17 protein-coding genes are annotated in these 18,015 nt (G+C 36.6%); 6 read left to right on the forward strand and 11 right to left on the reverse strand.

Translation table 11 applies throughout. From position 1 onward, the window contains the following. Positions 1–187 precede the first annotated feature (187 nt). Positions 188–1,933, forward strand: a complete 1,746-nt coding sequence (locus tag LDM92_RS04475) for a 1-deoxy-D-xylulose-5-phosphate synthase (RefSeq protein ID WP_223902211.1) — start codon at positions 188–190, stop codon at positions 1,931–1,933. Positions 1,934–1,969: 36 nt separating this feature from the next. Continuing rightward, positions 1,970–2,836: an alpha/beta hydrolase gene (locus LDM92_RS04480; RefSeq protein WP_223902212.1), complete on the forward strand. Its 867-nt coding sequence runs from the start codon at positions 1,970–1,972 to the stop codon at positions 2,834–2,836. A 5-nt stretch (positions 2,837–2,841) separates the two neighbouring features. Here the strand turns inward: LDM92_RS04480 and LDM92_RS04485 are convergent, their stop codons facing one another. Further along, positions 2,842–3,195, reverse strand: a complete 354-nt coding sequence (locus LDM92_RS04485; RefSeq protein ID WP_223902213.1) for a MerR family transcriptional regulator — start codon at positions 3,193–3,195, stop codon at positions 2,842–2,844. Positions 3,196–3,488: 293 nt separating this feature from the next. Between LDM92_RS04485 and LDM92_RS04490 the strand changes: the two genes are divergently transcribed. Further along, positions 3,489–4,367, forward strand: coding sequence for a LysR family transcriptional regulator (locus LDM92_RS04490; protein ID WP_223902214.1), 879 nt, complete (start codon positions 3,489–3,491; stop codon positions 4,365–4,367). A gap of 80 nt (positions 4,368–4,447) precedes the next feature. On the opposite strand, the gene LDM92_RS04495 is transcribed toward LDM92_RS04490, so the two are convergent. From LDM92_RS04495 to LDM92_RS04535, 9 genes are all read right to left on the reverse strand, one after another. Then, positions 4,448–5,227 (reverse strand): ABC transporter permease, encoded by a 780-nt coding sequence (locus tag LDM92_RS04495; RefSeq protein ID WP_309294910.1) that lies wholly within the window; start codon positions 5,225–5,227, stop codon positions 4,448–4,450. Beyond that, on the reverse strand, positions 5,227–5,997 hold the full coding sequence (locus tag LDM92_RS04500) for an ABC transporter permease (protein WP_110445381.1): 771 nt from the start codon (positions 5,995–5,997) through the stop codon (positions 5,227–5,229). The genes LDM92_RS04495 and LDM92_RS04500 overlap by 1 nt, the downstream gene beginning before the upstream one ends. Beyond that, on the reverse strand, positions 5,994–6,941 hold the full coding sequence (locus LDM92_RS04505) for an ABC transporter ATP-binding protein (protein WP_223902216.1): 948 nt from the start codon (positions 6,939–6,941) through the stop codon (positions 5,994–5,996). The genes LDM92_RS04500 and LDM92_RS04505 overlap by 4 nt, the downstream gene beginning before the upstream one ends. A gap of 133 nt (positions 6,942–7,074) precedes the next feature. Continuing rightward, positions 7,075–7,968, reverse strand: coding sequence for an EamA family transporter (locus tag LDM92_RS04510; protein WP_223902217.1), 894 nt, complete (start codon positions 7,966–7,968; stop codon positions 7,075–7,077). Next, entirely contained in the window at positions 7,965–8,126 is a 162-nt protein-coding gene (locus LDM92_RS04515; protein ID WP_187154036.1) for a hypothetical protein, read from the reverse strand. Before LDM92_RS04515 ends, LDM92_RS04510 begins: the two co-directional genes overlap by 4 nt. Before the next feature lie 219 nt (positions 8,127–8,345). After that, the gene (locus tag LDM92_RS04520; protein ID WP_223902218.1) at positions 8,346–9,569 is read right to left on the reverse strand and encodes an ABC transporter permease; all 1,224 of its coding nucleotides are present in this window, start codon (positions 9,567–9,569) and stop codon (positions 8,346–8,348) included. Further along, on the reverse strand, positions 9,562–10,458 hold the full coding sequence (locus tag LDM92_RS04525) for an ABC transporter ATP-binding protein (RefSeq protein ID WP_223902219.1): 897 nt from the start codon (positions 10,456–10,458) through the stop codon (positions 9,562–9,564). Before LDM92_RS04525 ends, LDM92_RS04520 begins: the two co-directional genes overlap by 8 nt. A 220-nt stretch (positions 10,459–10,678) precedes the next feature. Next, on the reverse strand, positions 10,679–11,356 hold the full coding sequence (locus tag LDM92_RS04530) for an NAD(P)H-binding protein (RefSeq protein WP_223902220.1): 678 nt from the start codon (positions 11,354–11,356) through the stop codon (positions 10,679–10,681). Between the two features lie 147 nt (positions 11,357–11,503). Next, positions 11,504–13,483: a PTS sugar transporter subunit IIABC gene (locus LDM92_RS04535; protein ID WP_223902221.1), complete on the reverse strand. Its 1,980-nt coding sequence runs from the start codon at positions 13,481–13,483 to the stop codon at positions 11,504–11,506. A gap of 208 nt (positions 13,484–13,691) precedes the next feature. Here LDM92_RS04535 and treR point away from each other — a divergent pair, with 208 nt between their 5' ends. Then, positions 13,692–14,423 carry a trehalose operon repressor gene (gene treR, locus LDM92_RS04540; protein ID WP_223902222.1) on the forward strand — a complete coding sequence of 244 codons (732 nt, stop codon included), beginning with the start codon at positions 13,692–13,694 and terminating at the stop codon, positions 14,421–14,423. Beyond that, a complete protein-coding gene (treC, locus tag LDM92_RS04545) occupies positions 14,420–16,072 on the forward strand; it encodes an alpha,alpha-phosphotrehalase (RefSeq protein ID WP_223902223.1) in 1,653 nt (550 codons plus the stop codon). The genes treR and treC overlap by 4 nt, the downstream gene beginning before the upstream one ends. 54 nt (positions 16,073–16,126) lie before the next feature. Here treC and LDM92_RS04550 read toward each other — a convergent pair whose 3' ends face one another. Beyond that, the gene (locus tag LDM92_RS04550; RefSeq protein ID WP_223902224.1) at positions 16,127–17,020 is read right to left on the reverse strand and encodes a LysR family transcriptional regulator; all 894 of its coding nucleotides are present in this window, start codon (positions 17,018–17,020) and stop codon (positions 16,127–16,129) included. A 115-nt stretch (positions 17,021–17,135) separates the two neighbouring features. Here LDM92_RS04550 and LDM92_RS04555 point away from each other — a divergent pair, with 115 nt between their 5' ends. Beyond that, positions 17,136–17,678, forward strand: coding sequence for a PAS domain-containing protein (locus LDM92_RS04555; RefSeq protein WP_223902225.1), 543 nt, complete (start codon positions 17,136–17,138; stop codon positions 17,676–17,678). The last annotated feature ends 337 nt before the right edge of the window (positions 17,679–18,015 follow it).

Consider the following 18,015-nt stretch of genomic DNA (forward strand, 5'->3'; position numbering starts at 1 on the left):
CTTTTTAAATAAAAATTTTAGTTTGCTATTTGACTTAACCTTAACATTAAGTACTACAATTTTAATAATTATAAAATTTTATGTTGCAGGTGAGAGCAATTCACACAATTGCTAGCTCACTCTTACAGGAAAGTATTTTATAATTATTAATAAAGATTGAATAAATTAGTGCAGGAGGCACTTGATAATGAACAAACATGAAGATTTTTTACTAAACCAGATTGCCGGACCCAAAGATCTTAAAAAATTAAGTATCTCTGAAATGGAAAAATTAGCCCAGGAAATCAGAACTTTAATTTTAGAAAAAGATGCAGCTGAAGGCGGACACCTTGGTCCCGATTTAGGAATTGTGGAGGCTACAATTGCCTATCATTACGTCTTTAATGCTCCCCAAGATAAAATTATTTGGGACGTTTCCCACCAAACATACCCCCATAAAATGTTAACAGGACGGGCACAGGCCTGGCTTGATCCTGACCACTATGAAGACGTTACTCCATATTCTAATCCGGACGAAAGTCCTTATGATTATTACTCAATTGGTCACACTTCAACATCTATTGCTCTAGCAACAGGAATGGCTAAAGCGCGTGACTTAATGGGCAAACATGAGAACATTATGGCACTGATTGGTGACGGCTCAATGACCGGCGGACTGGCTTTTGAAGGTTTAAACAATGCTGCAATTGAAAAACATAACTTGGTAGTTGTAGTTAATGATAATCAATGGTCAATTGATGAAAATGTTGGCGGCTTAGTGACTGCTCTGAAAAAATTACGAGACACAAATGGCCAGACTGCCGAAAATCCGTTTACAGCAATGGGCTTTGATTACCGCTATGTCGCAGACGGTAACAACCTTGCTGATATGATTGCCGCTTTTAAAGCGGTCAAAGACGTTGACCACCCAATTTTATTACACATTAATACGCTTAAAGGCAAGGGCTATGAGCCTGCAATCAATGATGAAGAAGCTCACCACTGGGTATCACCCTTTAATTTACAAAATGATCAGCCACTTGCTCCAGAAAGTCAGGGTTCTACTCCCAATTCAGTTGCTCTCGATGTGATTAAAAATGAAATTAAAGCAGGAAAAAATGTCATGGCGATTGATGCGGCCATTCCGGGTGTCTTTGATCTGGAAGAGTTCAAAAAAGAATATCCCGATCATTACACTGACGTTGGTATTGCTGAACAAGAGTCAGTTGCTTTTGCTACTGGTTTTGCTAAAGAAGGTGGCATTCCAGTTCTAATGGAAAATTCTACTTTCTTACAACGTGCTTTTGACCAACTTTCTCACGATACGGCTGCCAATGACCTGCCTGTCGTAATGTTAGTTGCGGGAGGACGAATTTCTAATCAATCTAAGACACACTTGGGCATTTTTGACCAAGTAATGATTTCTAATTTACCTAATTGGATTTACTTAGCTCCTACTATGCTAGAAGAAGAAAAAGCAATGATTAAGTGGGCAATTAACCAAAGAAAACACCCCGTTGCTATTAAAATGCCGGCTAATGTGCCAGACTCAGACGAACAAACAGTAGCGACTGATTATTCAGAAATTAAGTATCAAGTTAAACCAGGTAAAGATGTGGCAGTTTTGGCACTAGGAGATTTTTATCAATTAGGTAAAGACGTGGCAACTAAATTAGGAGCTACCCTAGTTAATCCACTCTCTGCCAATATTTTGGACAAACAAGCACTGAACCAGTTAGCAGCTAATCACCAAGTAATTGTTACTCTTGAAGATAACTCTCTAGATGGTGGTTTTGGGCAAAAAGTGGCTTCTTATCTGGGTAAAGAAAAAGTTAAAGTGCTCAATTACGGCCAAAAGCGCGTTTATACTGACCAAACTCCAGTTAAAGAAATTTACCAGCAAAATCATTTAACTACTGAGCAAATTGTGGCGGATGTGCAACAGAATTTATAAACTGCAAACTATGGCTACAGTAGGAGCTGATTAATAATGACCAGAAAACATAAAACTATCATAGCAGGCACATTGTTATTAGTGTTATTGCTACTTGCGGTTTACATCTTCAAAAACAACTACCAAAAAGAAAATGGTGCCAGCATTCGCATCGCTACGCCAACACTTTTTGTACATGGCTGGGGCAGCAGTTACCATGCTGAAGAAAGTATGGTGGCTTATGCGCAAAAACAGCATGCTACTAATTCTGTTATTCGTGCCGATGTTAGCTCTAATGGTAAAGTCACCTTAATAGGGACAATAAAAAAGCGGGCTAAAAACCCGGTAGTTGAAGTCAACCTCCAAAATAATAAGAGCATTTTTGCTGGAACAAATAATCAAATTGCTGCCATGAATAAAAGCAGCAATTATATTAAAGACGTAATTAATGCACTGCAAAAAAGGTACCGTTTTAACCGCATCAATTTAGTAGGACATTCAATGGGTAATTTACAAATTGCCTATTACTTGCGCAATAATGCCACTAATTCGCACATGCCTCACCTAAATAAACAGGTTTCGATTGCCGGCCATTATAACGGTTATATTGGAGAACAAGGGGCACCAAATAAAACTGTCTTAAATCGCGCTGGCAAACCGCAAAAAATGAGTGCAGGCTACCGCGGACTTCTAAGTTTGAGAAAAAAATTTCCTCAAAATACTGACGTCTTGAATATCTATGGTGATATGGGGTCTGGCAGTGATGGTGACGTTACCGTTAACTCTGCTCGCTCTTACCGTTACTTAGTCAGTAAACGCGCCCGTTCATATCAGGAAAAAGAAATACGTGGTCCTCGCGCTCAACACAGTAAACTACACGAAAATAGTAAGGTTGACCGTTTATTAGTTAACTTTCTCTGGTAATTAGCTTATTGTATTTTACCTTGGTCGTATAAACTAATCTTATTTTTCAAACGAACAATAGTAGCCTGAATGTTCTGATCTTGCTTTTCTAACCTATGCAATTCTTTGACTAAAATTTGCCGTCTGGGTTTCTTAGTATCACTGCCCTGCTGCATCAATTTAGTATATTCCAGCAAATCATTAACTGGAATTTTAACTTGACGCATGCACTTAATAAAACTAATCCAGGTAAGATCTTTTTCCTCATAGTTTCTAACTCCGTGCTCTTTTTTGACTTCAGGTATCAGACCCATTTTTTCATAATATCTAAGAGTTACAGGAGTTAAATCTACTCTTTCAGCCACTTCCGATATTTTCATTATTGTTCCTCTTTCTGATAGACCTAAACTTAGATCTAAGTTTAGGCATTAGCTAAAAAAATATATTAGGTTGACTGCAGCAATTTTACTCGTTTTTTCAGCCTAATATCGTTAAAAAGTAGCCTATAGTTAACAGTTATAGGCGCTTTTTATCTTTCGATTTTACCGATTAGTTAAAATTTTAGTCATACTACTTTTTTATGTAAAATACTTTTTAAACATGATCTAGTATAACTTGTTTGCATTAAAGGGACTTTTTAGAGGCAAAAACAATTTAGCAAGGAGAAGATAATATGGAACTAAGAGTTTTAAATTACTTTGTAGCCGTGGCCCAAGAAGGCAATATGACTCGTGCCGCCAAAAAGCTGCTTATCTCCCAGCCAGCTTTATCAAGACAAATTGCTGAACTGGAAGCTGAGCTTGGCGTTAAATTGTTTAGCCGTAAGTCGCGGCATTTAGCTTTAACTCCAGCAGGTCATTATTTACTTGAACAGGCACAGGAAATTTTAGATTTAACTGCTAAAACGAAAAGAAACTTGACAAAAGCTTCTTTTATTAGTGGCGATTTAACCATCGCTGCGGGAGAAAGCCTCGGGATGCAGCGGGTCATGAATGTGGTCAGCGCAATTATTAAAGAGCATCCTTCTGTTAAAATTCACTTATTAAGTGGAGACTACAGTTATGCCGAACGCAAGTTAGACAACGGGACGGTTGACTTTGCAGTCATTATCGGGAACGTTCCTTTAGCTAATTACGCCTCTTTAACTTTACCCGAAAGAGATACTTGGGGAATTTTAATGCCTGCTAATGATCCTTTAGCGCAAAAAGCAGTGATCAAACCAGAAGATTTACAAGGACGCTCTTTATTAAATTCACAGCAAGCGCAAAAAATGCACCTTTTTCAAAACTGGCTAGGAAATTATTACGATTCAGTCAATTTTATTGGCAGTTATAATTTAAATTTTAACGGTACTTTGATGGTTAAGAATCATGCCGCATTAATGCTTACTCTAGATAAATTAGCTGATACTTCGAAAAATTCGGGCATTACGTTTAGAAAATTACAGCCAGAGCTGCAGCAAGCTATCAGGGTAGTTTGGAAACGTGAAGTTAACTTATCACCAGTTGCAGAATTATTTTTAAAATTATTGCAGGAATCAATTTTTGAGTAATAGGATTTAATGCAATAAAAGAAAAAGAGTTTAAGAGACTTAAAAAGCCCTGTAGCCATAAGCTACAGAGCTTTTTAGTGTTAGCTGCCAGTACTTTGGTATTTTTGTAAAAACACTCGCCATAACTGATAAATTAGGATAAAAAAGAATACACAGGCGCCAGGAATTAGTAAAAGCCAGACCCACTCGTGCTTAACTGCAATTTTTTCTTGTGGAATTGAAGCAACCCAGCCGATTGGCAAGATAAAGGTCATAATTAGCCTTAAAGCCGACGAATAGATCGCTAACGGGTATTTACTCATGTCAAAAAAGTCAAATGTTGTTTCTGCCAAGTTGGCTAAACCATTAGAAAGTAGTGCAACGATATTACCTAATACAGCTAGTCCTAAGAAGATGAGAGAAGTAAAAAGCGAGATAAAAATAAACATGACCGTGATATACCACGGATTATGTAACTGAATATCCACAATTATCAACAACAAAAGCGCAACAATTAAATCGCCCCACGCATCTTCATCGACTCGTTCATTAACAAGCTGAAATAAAGGATTGACTGGTTTAATTAAGATTGTATCTAAGCACCCGTCATGAATATAATCAGAAATGTTGAGTGCATTGATAAAAAAGCAGCGAAAAATAGCAAAAGCTAAAGTTGCCAAGGCATAAGTTAAAAGCAGCTGTGCAAAACTATAGCCTTTAATGCGGGGCACAATATTAAAAATAAATCTTAAAGCGAGGATATTAAGCAAGTTTTGAATGATCATCCCTGCTAGCGCAAAATAAAAGTCCAGGTCATAAACAGCAAGTGCTTTTAAATTTACTTTTAAATAAGTGGCTAACAATTTTAAATATCTCATTATTACCCTCCTTGAATCACAGTTGAAACAACGGAGCGCTTAAACAAGAATTTAAAAAGTACGTTGAACAGGATAATGTAGAAAAGCTGGATCAAAACTACTTGAATAAATAAACTCCACGATGGCTTTTGTGCCAGCATTCCTACTGCACCAAATGAATACTGAAATGGCAGAAAAGATGCCACCTTTTTAATTACGGCAGGATAAAAATTGGTTGGGAAAATGTTGCCAGCTAAAACAAGTAATATTGCCTCTTTAAAAGTGGAGATGCCCCAAATACTATAAGTGTAAAAAGAAAACGTCCCTAAAAGCAGTTCCAGCTCAAAATATAATAGATAAGCTAAAATTGCTGTCACTAAGACCATTAAAATGGTGCTGAGTGCAATTTTAAAGTTCAGGATCCATAAACAAACTAATAAATCCACTGTACCAATCACTGCAAATTTGACAACTGAATAGCCAATGCTTTCCCACAATAGTTGCGTTGCAAATGCTACTGGTTTTAACAGGTCAAGTGCAATATCACCAGAACGAACTTTATCATTCACATCGTAGCTGGTTTTAGGAAAAAGCACGGTCAAAAGCTGCATTAATACCAAATAACTAATTGTTTGTTTAAATTCACCGTTTGGCTTGCCAGTTAGAACAGCTTGCCACAAAAAATACTGTACGGTAAGCGAAATTAAAGATGAAAACAGCCAGAAAATCAAAGCATATTTTGAGGCTAGACCTTTTTTTATTCCTATTTTAATGAGCATTAGCCTATATTTCATTGCTGCACCTCCTGCTGTTTGAGGTGCGCCAATAAATATGCCAATTTATTGCTCTTAACTTCAATATTGGCAACTGGGATGCGGGCAGTAATTGTACTTAACACTTCTTTCAGATTTTCTTGCTTAATGCCTGCAATCTGGTATGAACCGTTTTTAAGCTGCATCATGTTGGGCCATTGCTTAATTAAATCAGCACTTAATTTATCTGCACTGGTAAACGTGACCGTTGTGGGCACATCTAATTCTGCTAGTTGTAGACTACTTTGATCTAATACCAACTGGCCTTGATTCAGGATTAAAATGCGTAAGCATACTTTGGCTACTTCATCGAGATCGTGCGAAGTGAAAATGATCGTTTTATCAGTCAATTGTTGTAAAAATTGCGTGATGCTATTTTTAGTCAGAACGTCAAGTCCAATTGTGGGTTCATCTAAAATAAGCAGTTCAGGATCGTGAATAAGAGCTGCAATAAATTCAGCTTTCATCCTTTGACCCAAACTAAGGGTGCGCACCGGTTGCGTTAAAAACTCGGTAGCCTGCAACATCCGCGCTAACTTTGTTACCCGTTTGGTAAAAATATCCTCCGGTACTTGATATATTTCACGGTTGAGTTTGAAGGTGTCTATTGCGGGCAAGTCCCAGCGTAATTGGCTTCTTTGCCCGAATACTACTCCTATTTTAGCCGCATTTTTTTGTCTGTTATTAAGCGGATCTCTACCAAAAGTCTTGATACTGCCGCCATCAGGCTGCAAAATACCTAAAATCATTTTGATCAAGGTTGACTTGCCGGAACCATTTAACCCCACTAAGCCAACATGATCTCCTTGATGAATCTCTAGAGAAACATTTTTTACTGCGTCAAAAATGCGATATTCTTTGTGAAACAGCTTAGCTGCTTTCACCTTACGATACCGTTTCACCAGGTTCTTGGTTTCAATTATCATTAATTATTCCCCAATACTTAATTCAGAGTGCAGGTTTCATCCCCAAATAAAAACCAACATTTACCTTGAACCGGCGTTTCCAAATCATAGCGCCATTATAGCGCTTAATTCTTATTTTTCCAAACTCCTGCAGTTACTTTGAAAATAAAGCCAAGATAAAAATGGCCACAATTACCAAGATATCTGCAAATTTCATCTTTTCTTTAAGGAAAATATCGCCAAAGATGACGCTGTATAAAGAGGTCATATTTAAAAAGATCCAGGCAATGCTTGAGTTGGGTGAAGACGTTGCCAAAGTATAAGTTACTTGCGCTAAAAGAGTCAAAACCGCCCGGGAACCATAAATTAGATAAACCTTACCTTTGAGATTTTCAGCGCTGATTTTAAGAGTTTTGTTTTTATAAATAAAAGTAATTAAGGTAATTAAGCAGCGCACATAAATTGTCATGATAGTAAAAAAGACCAGATCAATCGGTTTGATAAGGCCTTTGGTTAATAACGGCGAAAGTGCCGCTTGAATAATCAACAAGGGCGCAATGACGGCAAATGTGGTTAATAAAATTTTCAAATTTAAATTATTGTGGCGCTGTTCGAAAACAATATAAATAACTACGATCACCGTGGAAATAATCGAAACCAGATATGAGGATTTGCTAAAGTAGCCCATAGTCAGCAAGATGGCCCAAGGAATAAAAAGATCGGTCACCTTGCTCAAAAGCACAGACTGCATAATTGAAACTTTTTTGAACACATAGCTGTAACCATAGGCAACTATCTGCGCCAAAAAAGCATATAAAAGGACTTTAATAAGATAGTTGTTGGTTATTCTGGGACTAGGAAAATTGTGCAAGACGTAAATTAGAAAGAAAGTCACTAAAACCGAGCTACAAATATTATTTAAAAAGTTCACATCAATTGAGCTTTGCTTCCGATACCCCATTTGATAACGGTCAATAACTGATATTATTCCCCTGGAAAATGATGAAATAGTGGCAAAAATAATCAACCAAATATTACTGATAATCATGCTTCCTCCATATGAAAAACATAGTCTAGAACTATTACTAATATTTTGGTCTTTGCAGCCACAATTAAAAAGTCAGAGAAATATTTATTATCAATAACTATGAGTTGTCTAGTTACTAAAATCCAGCCATTGGACATACAAAGTTTAAATGTATTCAAATGATGTTCACTTAAGACTAATCATAAAAAACACATTATTTGGTTTGAATAGTATTTTATTATACACCAAGTTTAAAATTCAAAAAAGTGGCTGTGAGACTTAAAATACTTTCATAAATACTAGTTATTGCTTAAAGATTAGTAGCAAGGTTCCATGAGCAAATTAATTGGTTTCACATAAAAAGACTAGGATTTTTCCGTCCTAGTCTTTTTTATTACTTATGCTTTACTATATGCCAGTCCTCGTTTTAGTCTCTGCCAAAAACTGGTATCTTCTGTTTGTAAAATTACCCCTTGATAGATTTTACTAATATATACTGTCATGCCAATAATACTTACTATTAAAATTACCAGCGACAGAATAACTTCCATATTACCCACATGACCATTAATTATACGAATTGGCATCATGAATGAAGAAAAGAATGGTACATAGGATAATACTTGTGGCAGAATTTGTTCGGGGTTAGAAATAAAGGCAAGCGACAGGAAAAAGGCAATAAGGGAAATCATCGTAGTGCCTTGAGCAGCTTTTGAAGAATCTTCTGGCTTAGCCACTAAAGCCCCTGAAAAGGCTGCTAATATCGTATAAATAATTACACCCAGAATCAGGAAAATGAGATTGACATTTACCAAATTGCCCAGAATTTTATTTATTACTACCTGGTTGTCATGCATGAAAGAAGCCGTAATTTTTGCATGTAAAGCCCAGCGGTAAGTGGCCCAGCCGCCAACAATATAGATTAAAAGTTGCGTAATAATTACACCGAAAATGCCCAGAATTTTGCCTAAGAAATATTTTGCCGCAGTTGTACTGGAAAAAATGATTTCCATAATCTTCGTACCCTTTTCAGAAGCTATTTCTTGAGCTGTAATGCTACTGTAGGAAAGCAAAACCATGTAAACGACCATAATCACTATAATTAATGACACCATTTTAGCCAGTTTATCGCCCAGCTGCTTTTTCTGGAGGATCTCACTATACTGCGGTTGCTGTTGTAAGGCCTTAAGCTGATGTGGCGCCAATTGCGCTTGCTGCAAATTAAGCTGACTCTGCAAGACTTGTAAATAGCTTTTTACTTTGGGTTTCAATTCATCATCAATAGGTGACGCTCCATGATAAATGGCCTTAACTTGGTTTTTTTGCATGCCAAATACCAGGTAACCATCAATCTTTTCTTTTTTGACAGCCCTTTTAGCAGATTCAGCGGTTTTAATTTTAGAATCAACATATTTATCATTATTTTTAATAAAGTTTTGGCGAACTTGCTCATTGGAACTGATAACTGCAATCTGACTGTCTGAATCAGAACTAGCACCGATAGCTCCTCCTAAAGCACTACAGCCAATTATGAAAAACGGGCCCAATATCAAAAGCAGAAAAGACCAAGATTTAACTTGATGCCAATAAGTTTGCAGTGTTACGGTCCATAATTTATTCATGTCGTTCACCAGCTTCCATTCTAAATATTTCGTCAAGCGTTGGTGGTTGTTGCCGGAACTCTTCAACATATTCGCCATTTGTCAATGCGTCAAAAACTTCCGGACCGCTGTTTTCATCGTCAATCCGTAAAAGATATTGACCATGCGCTTTCTTTGCTACTTTTTTAACGTGAGGGAGCTGCTGCAATTCTGCAAGCGACTTAGTAGTTTTGCAGTAAATTTCCGTTTTACCAAATGAGTCACGAACAGCGTCAACTGTACCACTTAAAACAACTTGTCCCTTTTTCAACATGATTAAACTATCGCAAATTTCTTCGACATTTGACATATCGTGACTGGAAAAGATAATTGCTGCATTATTCTTTTTAGCATCTAAAACTGCGTTTTTAAGCAAATCTGCATTTACCGGATCCAAACCACTAAAGGGCTCATCCAAAATAATTAACTTGGGCTGATGAATTAAAGTACAAATTAACTGCACTTTCTGCTGATTACCCTTCGAAAGTGTTTTTATTTTGTCACTTTTCTTACCCTGCACATCAAAGCGTTTCAGCCAGTCATCAATTTGCGGTTTTATCTCTTTTGCAGGGCGGCTTTTTAGCTCCGCCAAATAAACAATTTGCTGCTCAATAGTCATTTTGGGTAGTAAACTGCGTTCTTCCGGCAAATAGCCTATCGTATCAAAAGTTTTTTCAGTAATGGGCTGATCTTCCCAGGAAATTTTTCCGTCGTAATGAAGAAAATTTAAAATACTGTGAAAAGTGGTGGTTTTTCCTGCGCCATTTTGACCAATCAAACCCATGATTTCACCAGGCTGAATGGTAAAGTTAACGTCTTTAAGAGCCTGAAAATCACCAAAGCGCTTACTTAAATGCTCTACTTTTAGCATAGCTCCCTCCTTTATTCTAATAACAATATAAGCAGATTTTACCATATGCACTAATATAAGCGAAATAGTTTTTTAATTTAAGCAGACTTAAAGCAACAATATTTGCAATACTACTTTCATTCATCTTTTACTGAGTTTTAGCTCAAAGTAAAAAGACTAATAAATCACGTTAACAAAACATTAATTTATTAGCCTATTAAAATTTTTGATCAAAATATTTTTACTGGAAGTTTGTAATTGCCTGTGCAATAGGTACTGAGCCATTAGCAATATCAAATTCCTTTTGGTGTAATTTTCCCGTTAAAATAATGTCAGCAACTGTTCGGGCCACATCTTGACGAGTAATTGTCATATCTGCAATAGAATCAGTAAAATGATTTGCCACTTTGATCTTTCCCGTTCCCTTTTGATTAGTCAGTGCCACTGGCCGCAAAATTGTATAGTCGAGTGAACTGTGCAATAACCACTGATCAGCATAATATTTTGCCGCATAGTAATAATTTTGTGGTCCTGCTGCTGGCGCATTATCCGACCAAAAGCTGCGATCGTCAGATTTAATTGCACTAATCATGATAAAACGGTGAACGCCAGTTTCTTTTGCCGCATTAATTGCTTTGACTGCTCCATCAAGGTCAATCATCATCGTTGCATCAGCACCGGTTTTGCCACCTGAACCCGCCGCAAATACAACTACATCAACCGTTTGCATTACTTTTACCAATTGCCCTTGCGGTCCTGCTAGATCAATAAATGCGGTAGTAATTCCCTTTTCTTGATAGGCTTTTTCCTGCTCATGGGAGCGCAAACCGGCAATGACCTGGCAAGTCGTACTTTCTTGTAGCATTTTTACCAATAATTGCCCAATCTGTCCGTGAGCACCAATTATCAGAACTTTCATTTTGTAATCACTCCATCCACAATAGTTCATTTTATTATAGTTTAACCGCGTATTTCAAAAATGCACTATAAAAGGGCTCTTGACTAATCACTATTAGTTTTAGAACCCTTTTAGATAATTCAAATGTTTTATTAATTAATCATATCATTATATATTAGCTAAATTCTTTTTCTTAGGAGCATCCTTAGGACTATTAGCGTCCTGCTCTTTATAACCAAAGAAGTAGGTCAAAGCAAATGCAGCAACAATTGTCACAATGGAGGCAATCCAGAAGTTCAGCAGGTTATTAGGATTGCCTTGCCCAGCTTTAGGCACAAAGGATGGAAAGCCAATCAAACTGCCAGTAAAGCCGTACATATCAACTTTAAGCAAACCGTTTACCAATCCGCCAATGGCAGCACCAAGACTTGAAGTCATAAATACACGACCGTACTTTAAGTTAACACCGTACATTGCCGGCTCAGTAATACCGACAGCGGCGGAAATAGCTGCACTAAGGGAAAGGCCCTTTAGGTCAGGATTGTGCTTAGTCTTAAACCAAACTGCAAGAGCGCCAGCACCTTGTGCAATCATCGTTACTGAAACAATACCGTTTAAAATACTATGCCCCGTTGCAGCAATATCATTGGCAATAATTGGCACTACTGCCCAGTGCAGTCCGAAGATAACGAGTATCTGGTAAAGACCACCGATGATTAAGCCGGAAAGTGCAGTGTTGACAGTTAAGAGCCATTGCAATACTTTGGCAATTCCCGTAGAAATAAACGAAATTACGGGCCCTACAATAATTAAGACTGTCATCCCTACCAAAAAGATTTCTACTAGTGGAGTAAAAATTTGTCTTAATGTAACTGGCATCCATTTTTTAATCCACGGTTCAATTTTAGCAGCCATCCAAGCCGCAAAAATCATTGGGAAAATTGAATAAGTATATTGTGGAATATGAATTGGAATACCGAAGAAGTTGGCATTAATACCAACGCCAGCTAAGTAGTAACTGAATTTGCCGCTGGCATAAATTTTTACTAAATCAGGGTAAATCAGAAAACCGCCAATAATAGAAACAACTACTGGATTAGAGCCTAATCTTTGAGCAGCAGTAAAGCCAACAATTAAAGGCAAGAAGTAAAACGATGCATCCCCCATCGCATTAATAATAGTGTAAGTTGGAGAAGCCGTAGACATGTGGCAAAAGTTAGTCAAGATGTTAAGAATACCTTTTAACATACCGCTGGCGGCCAGCAAACCAATTACAGGCATCATAGAACCGGTAATTACGCCTATTAACTGGAAGAAGCCATTTTTAATCTTGCCACCAAGAGATTGGTTAGCTGCTGGAGCTGGAGCAGTAGGTGTAGTCTCCCCTTGTCCGGCATATTCAGGCCCGAGTAGCTTAATTAGTTCATCGTAAACATCTTCTACCGTTTGCCCAATAACTATTTGATATTGGTTATTAGCACGGGTAACATCTATTACACCTTTAATATTATTAACCTCGTCATCCTGCGGAATACTATCATCATTTAAGGTAAAGCGCAGACGGGTAAAGCAGTGCATAACGCTTTTAATATTATCAGCGCCACCAACAGCCTTAACAATTTCACGCGCTGTAGTTTGGTATTTATTTTCTTTTTTGTTAGCTGCAGCTGGTGCTGATTTAGCTTGTTTCAACGTGATAGTGGCTGCAATTTCACCAGCAGCTTTAGTGCCCAGAGCAAGATCGATACCAGCTAAAACATCAGCGGTATTAGTAACTGCCAAGATAACTGTATCGTCTTTTTGAGCATCTTTAATTGCTTGCAGATCCATTGCCCCCAATTGCTGGCCAGCTTTTACCTCAGATCCTGCTGCTACTTGCCAGTCAAATGGTTTACCATCAAGTTCAACGGTATCTATACCTAGGTGAATCATCACTTCCACACCATCCGCAGTTTGCAAACCAAGTGCGTGCTTTGTTTCGGCAACCATTACCACCTTCCCAGTTACAGGCGAAACTATTTCTCCTGCGCTGGGTTTAACGGCAAAACCTTCACCTAGCTTCTTCTGAGAAAAAACCGGATCATTAACATCCTCCAGGTTAATGACCTCACCGGCAACAGGTGCCAGTATTTTAGTCGTACTACTCATATTTTAGCCTCCAGAAAATTACAACATAAAAGGTCAGTCACATATACTGATAACGCTTTCCTTAAAATTATAGTTCTTGTATAGACAGGTGTCAATAAATTGCTTATTATGTTGTTGTATTAAATATTTTTTTATTTTTTATTGGTCTAGACAGGTAAAAAATAATCGTAAGGTGGTATGATTAGTGTTAAAAGGTGGATAACTAATAATGAGAGCTAAATATTTACAAATAGCAGCGGATCTAACAAATAAAATAAAGCACAAACAATATGTTGTCGGTGATTTTTTACCGAGTGAGCCTGCTCTGTCAGAGCTTTATAATGTTTCACGTGAAACAATTAGAAAAGCTTTAAACGAACTCTTAGATGCTGGCATAATTCAAAAAATAAAAGGAAAGGGCTCAGTAGTTATTAATGCAGCAAGGATTGCCTTCCCTATTTCTGATATTGAATCTTTTGACGAACTGAACAAGCAAAAGCAAATGCATGCTGCAACGAAAATATTGGCCTTAGAAGATGCCCAGATGCCTTTTATAATCCGTAAGCATTTATCCTTAACAGAAACTGCCGCAACCTATGTAGCCCGTTTAAGATCAATCAATCATGAGCCAATAGTAGTTGACGAAGATTATATTTTAAAAAAATATGTACCTGACATATCAGCTAGCCAGGCAAAAAGTTCTTTATACCACTATTTTGAACATGATTTAGGACTTGAAATTGATTATGCCACTAAAACTATTACTGTAGAACCGGCAAGTAAAAATGTAATGGCGCAGTTGCACCTTACCGATACTAACTTAGTGGTGGTAGTGCGTAGTTTAACTTATTTGAAAGACACATCTTTTTTTCAGTACACTATTTCGCAACACCGACCTGATAAATTTAAATTTGTAGACTTTGCACATAGAAAAGCTAAAAATGGAGGACTTATATTATGAGTTTAGCTGATAAAGTGATTTATCAAATTTATCCTAAATCTTTTTACGACAGTGACGGTGATGGTATCGGAGATTTAAGGGGAATTATCGAGAAAATCCCTTACTTAAAAAAACTAAATATCGATATGATCTGGTTTAATCCCTTTTTTGTGTCTCCTCAAAACGATAATGGCTATGACATCGCAAATTATTACAAAATTGATCCATTATTTGGCACAATGGCCGATTTCGAAGAGTTAGTCGCAAAGCTGGCTCAAAACCATATTGGTGTGATGCTCGACATGGTTTTAAATCATTGTTCCACCGATCACATTTGGTTTAAAAAGGCGTTAGCTGGAGACGAATATTATCAAAAATTTTTCTACATTAGAGAGCCTAAAGCAGATGGCAGCTTACCTAACAATTGGACATCTAAGTTTGGTGGGCCAGCCTGGGCCCCATTTGGCAAAACCGGCAAGTATTACCTTCATTTATATGACAAAACTCAAGCTGACCTCGACTGGCATAATCCTACAGTTAGGAAAGAACTATTTAAGGTCGTTAATTTTTGGCGTGATAAAGGAGTCAAAGGCTTTCGTTTTGACGTGATTAATGTTATTGGCAAAGATGAAAAACTCACTGATGCGCCTAAAAACACTGCTAGCAAGTTAATGTATACAGACCAGCCGATAGTGCACCAATACCTAAAAGAATTAAATCAAAAAACGTTTGGTCAGGAGCCAGATGCGATTACTGTGGGAGAAATGTCCTCAACAACTGTTGCCAATTCCGTTGCTTACACTAGAAAAGATAATCACGAATTATCAATGGTTTTCACATTTCATCATCTAAAAGTTGATTATCAAAATGGTCAGAAATGGACCAAAATACCTTTTGACTTTTCCGCTTTAAAAAATGCTCTTAATAAATGGCAGATTGGAATGAGTCAAGGTGGTGGCTGGAATGCCCTGTTTTGGAATAATCATGACCAGCCCTGGGCACTGAGCCGTTTTGGTGATCCTATTCATTTTCGGGAAAAATCCGCTGAAATGTTGGCTACCGTAATGCACCTATTACGCGGGACCCCTTATATTTATCAGGGCGAAGAAATTGGCATGATCAATCCCAATTACCAAAAGATTACGGATTATGTCGATGTCGAAACACTCAATGCCTATGATGAGCTTAAAAAGCAAGGCTTAAGTGACACAAAAGCGCTGGCAATTATTCAGGCAAAGTCGCGCGATAATAGCAGAACGCCAATGCATTGGGATAACACCGTCAACGCCGGCTTTACTACTGGAACCCCTTGGCTAAAGCCAAAAGATCAAGAACAAATTAACGTAGCGGCTGAACTTGATCATGGTGAAATTTTCCCATATTATCAAAAGCTGATTTACTTAAGAAAACATTACCCAATTATTGCCAAGGGAAGCTATAAACCCATCGACTTGAACCACCCACAAGTTTTTGCTTATTGCAGGCTTTACCGAGGACAAACCTTACTTGTAATTAACAACTTTTATGGGCAAAAAGTAACTTACGGTTTACCCGCTTCTTATCAAGGGCAAAAAGCACAAACTTTAATTAGCAACTACGATAAAAATTTTCAAGAAGTGCCTAAAACTTTAGCTTTACAGCCCTATGAATCACTGGCTTTATTAATATAGCTTAATGCAAAAAGAAAGACTGACCTGTCAGCCTTTCTTTTTATATTTTCTGTACTAGTTAAAATCAAATTCGAAATCTTGAATAAATTTGATAAACTGATAAACAACCCTTTTTTCATTATTTTTCTGCGTAATGGCTACTAAATCGACTTGTGGCTCCCAATCAAGCGGAACATAAGCCAAGCCGTGATCAAGTTCAGGATAAATACAATACAATCCTAATCCTATTCCTTGTTTAGCCTTAATTAAAACATTTAAAGAAGAGATTTCATCTGCATAAGTAATGATTATGTTTTTATTCAAATGAATAATTTTGTTTTGAAGATTAATAATATCCTGTGCTGCCCATCTGTTATCTAAAAATAGCAATTTTTCATCTTGTAAATCGGTCAGTTTGACCATTGTTTTTTTACTCAAAGGGTTATTTCGAGGCATAATTGCCTTAAAGGGCTCTGATTCTATCGGATAAATTTTAACGTTACTTAAATCTTTTGCTTCTAACCCTGTCGTCAACATAATATCCAAATCGTTAGAAACTAATTTCTGTTTTAATTCGTTGCGGTTTAAATTTACCAATTCAAATTTAACTTGTGGAAACTTTATTTGAAATTGTTTTATCCACAGGGGAATATATTTATCATTAAATGGATTATATGAATAGCCAAAGTTTATTTGCAAGCTTTCTTTTTTATCTTTTTCTTGAATATCCTGTACCGCAGAATAATAGTTATTAATTAATGGTCTAATTTTTTGATAAAAGTCTTTACCATTTTTTGTCACATTAACGTAGCGCTTATTGCGGTTAAACAACTTGACACCGACTTCATCTTCAATAGCATTTATATCATGCGTAACGGTTGGTTGCGTAGCATGAATTGCTTTAGCCGTTTTAGTGAAATTTTTTGTTTCTACTAAATTAACAAAAGTAACTAATTTTTTAATATCCATATGTATCTCTTATAATCTATTTCTATTATTAATAACTGATATTAATTTCACTTATAAGTATAAATAAAATATACTATTTTTGTAAACGATTTATATAATAAATAAGGAGATTAAAATGGTTAAACATACAGAAGAAGCTACAAGTACATGGGTTACAGAAACTGCTAAAAAAGTTAATGCTGCTAAAGGATCAGATTATGTAGAATTGGATCAAGGTCTGTTAACAGTTGATCAAATAGATGCACTACTCAACTGCCTACCACTTGAATTAATTACTATTGATAAAGATGATCGCTATGTATATTGCAACAACGAAATTCCTAAAAAAATGCTGCTTTCACCACGGTGGCCAGAAAAACTGGGACAAACTTTATCAGAAGTTCACAAAAAAGCTTCAATGCCCCATGTTCAAGAAATAATGGATTATGCCAAGACAGGTAAGACTTATAAGCTTATCAAGCCAAGTGCTGATGAGTACATGGTTGCTTCCTTTAAGAATATGACTGATAAAAATGAACAATATGCTGGTGTTACTGAATGGATTGTTGATTTATTGCCAATCATTAACTGGTACTTAAAGCAAACTGGTCAAAAACTGATTCCTGATGAAAATAAAAAGGCAACCGATGTAGATTCTGGAGCTTCAATGCAAGCATAAACCTAAAACACAAAACCTAAAATTATGATAGAATATAAAATTCTAGTTGAGGACTAATTTCCGATATTCAATCGAAACTAGTCCTTTTAATTTCATTTTTTAATTGTAGCAATCAATGTTATTTACTTCACTTAGCTTTTTAAATAAAAAGTTATGCTTTTTCTTTGTTATCTTTCACCAAAAATGCTGAATTTCTTTGATATAATGAAATTGGAGGCAACAGCCTATCTGATATGGATAGGAGGTGATTCCAATGGAAATAGCAAAATTATTTATACAATTTTTTCTTGATTTACTAAGAGAACTTACAGTTTTCTTAGTAAAAAAACGCTGGCTA

Source organism: Lactobacillus laiwuensis (assembly GCF_019972835.1).
In the GTDB taxonomy this organism is placed as follows: Bacteria; Bacillota; Bacilli; order Lactobacillales; family Lactobacillaceae; genus Lactobacillus; species Lactobacillus laiwuensis.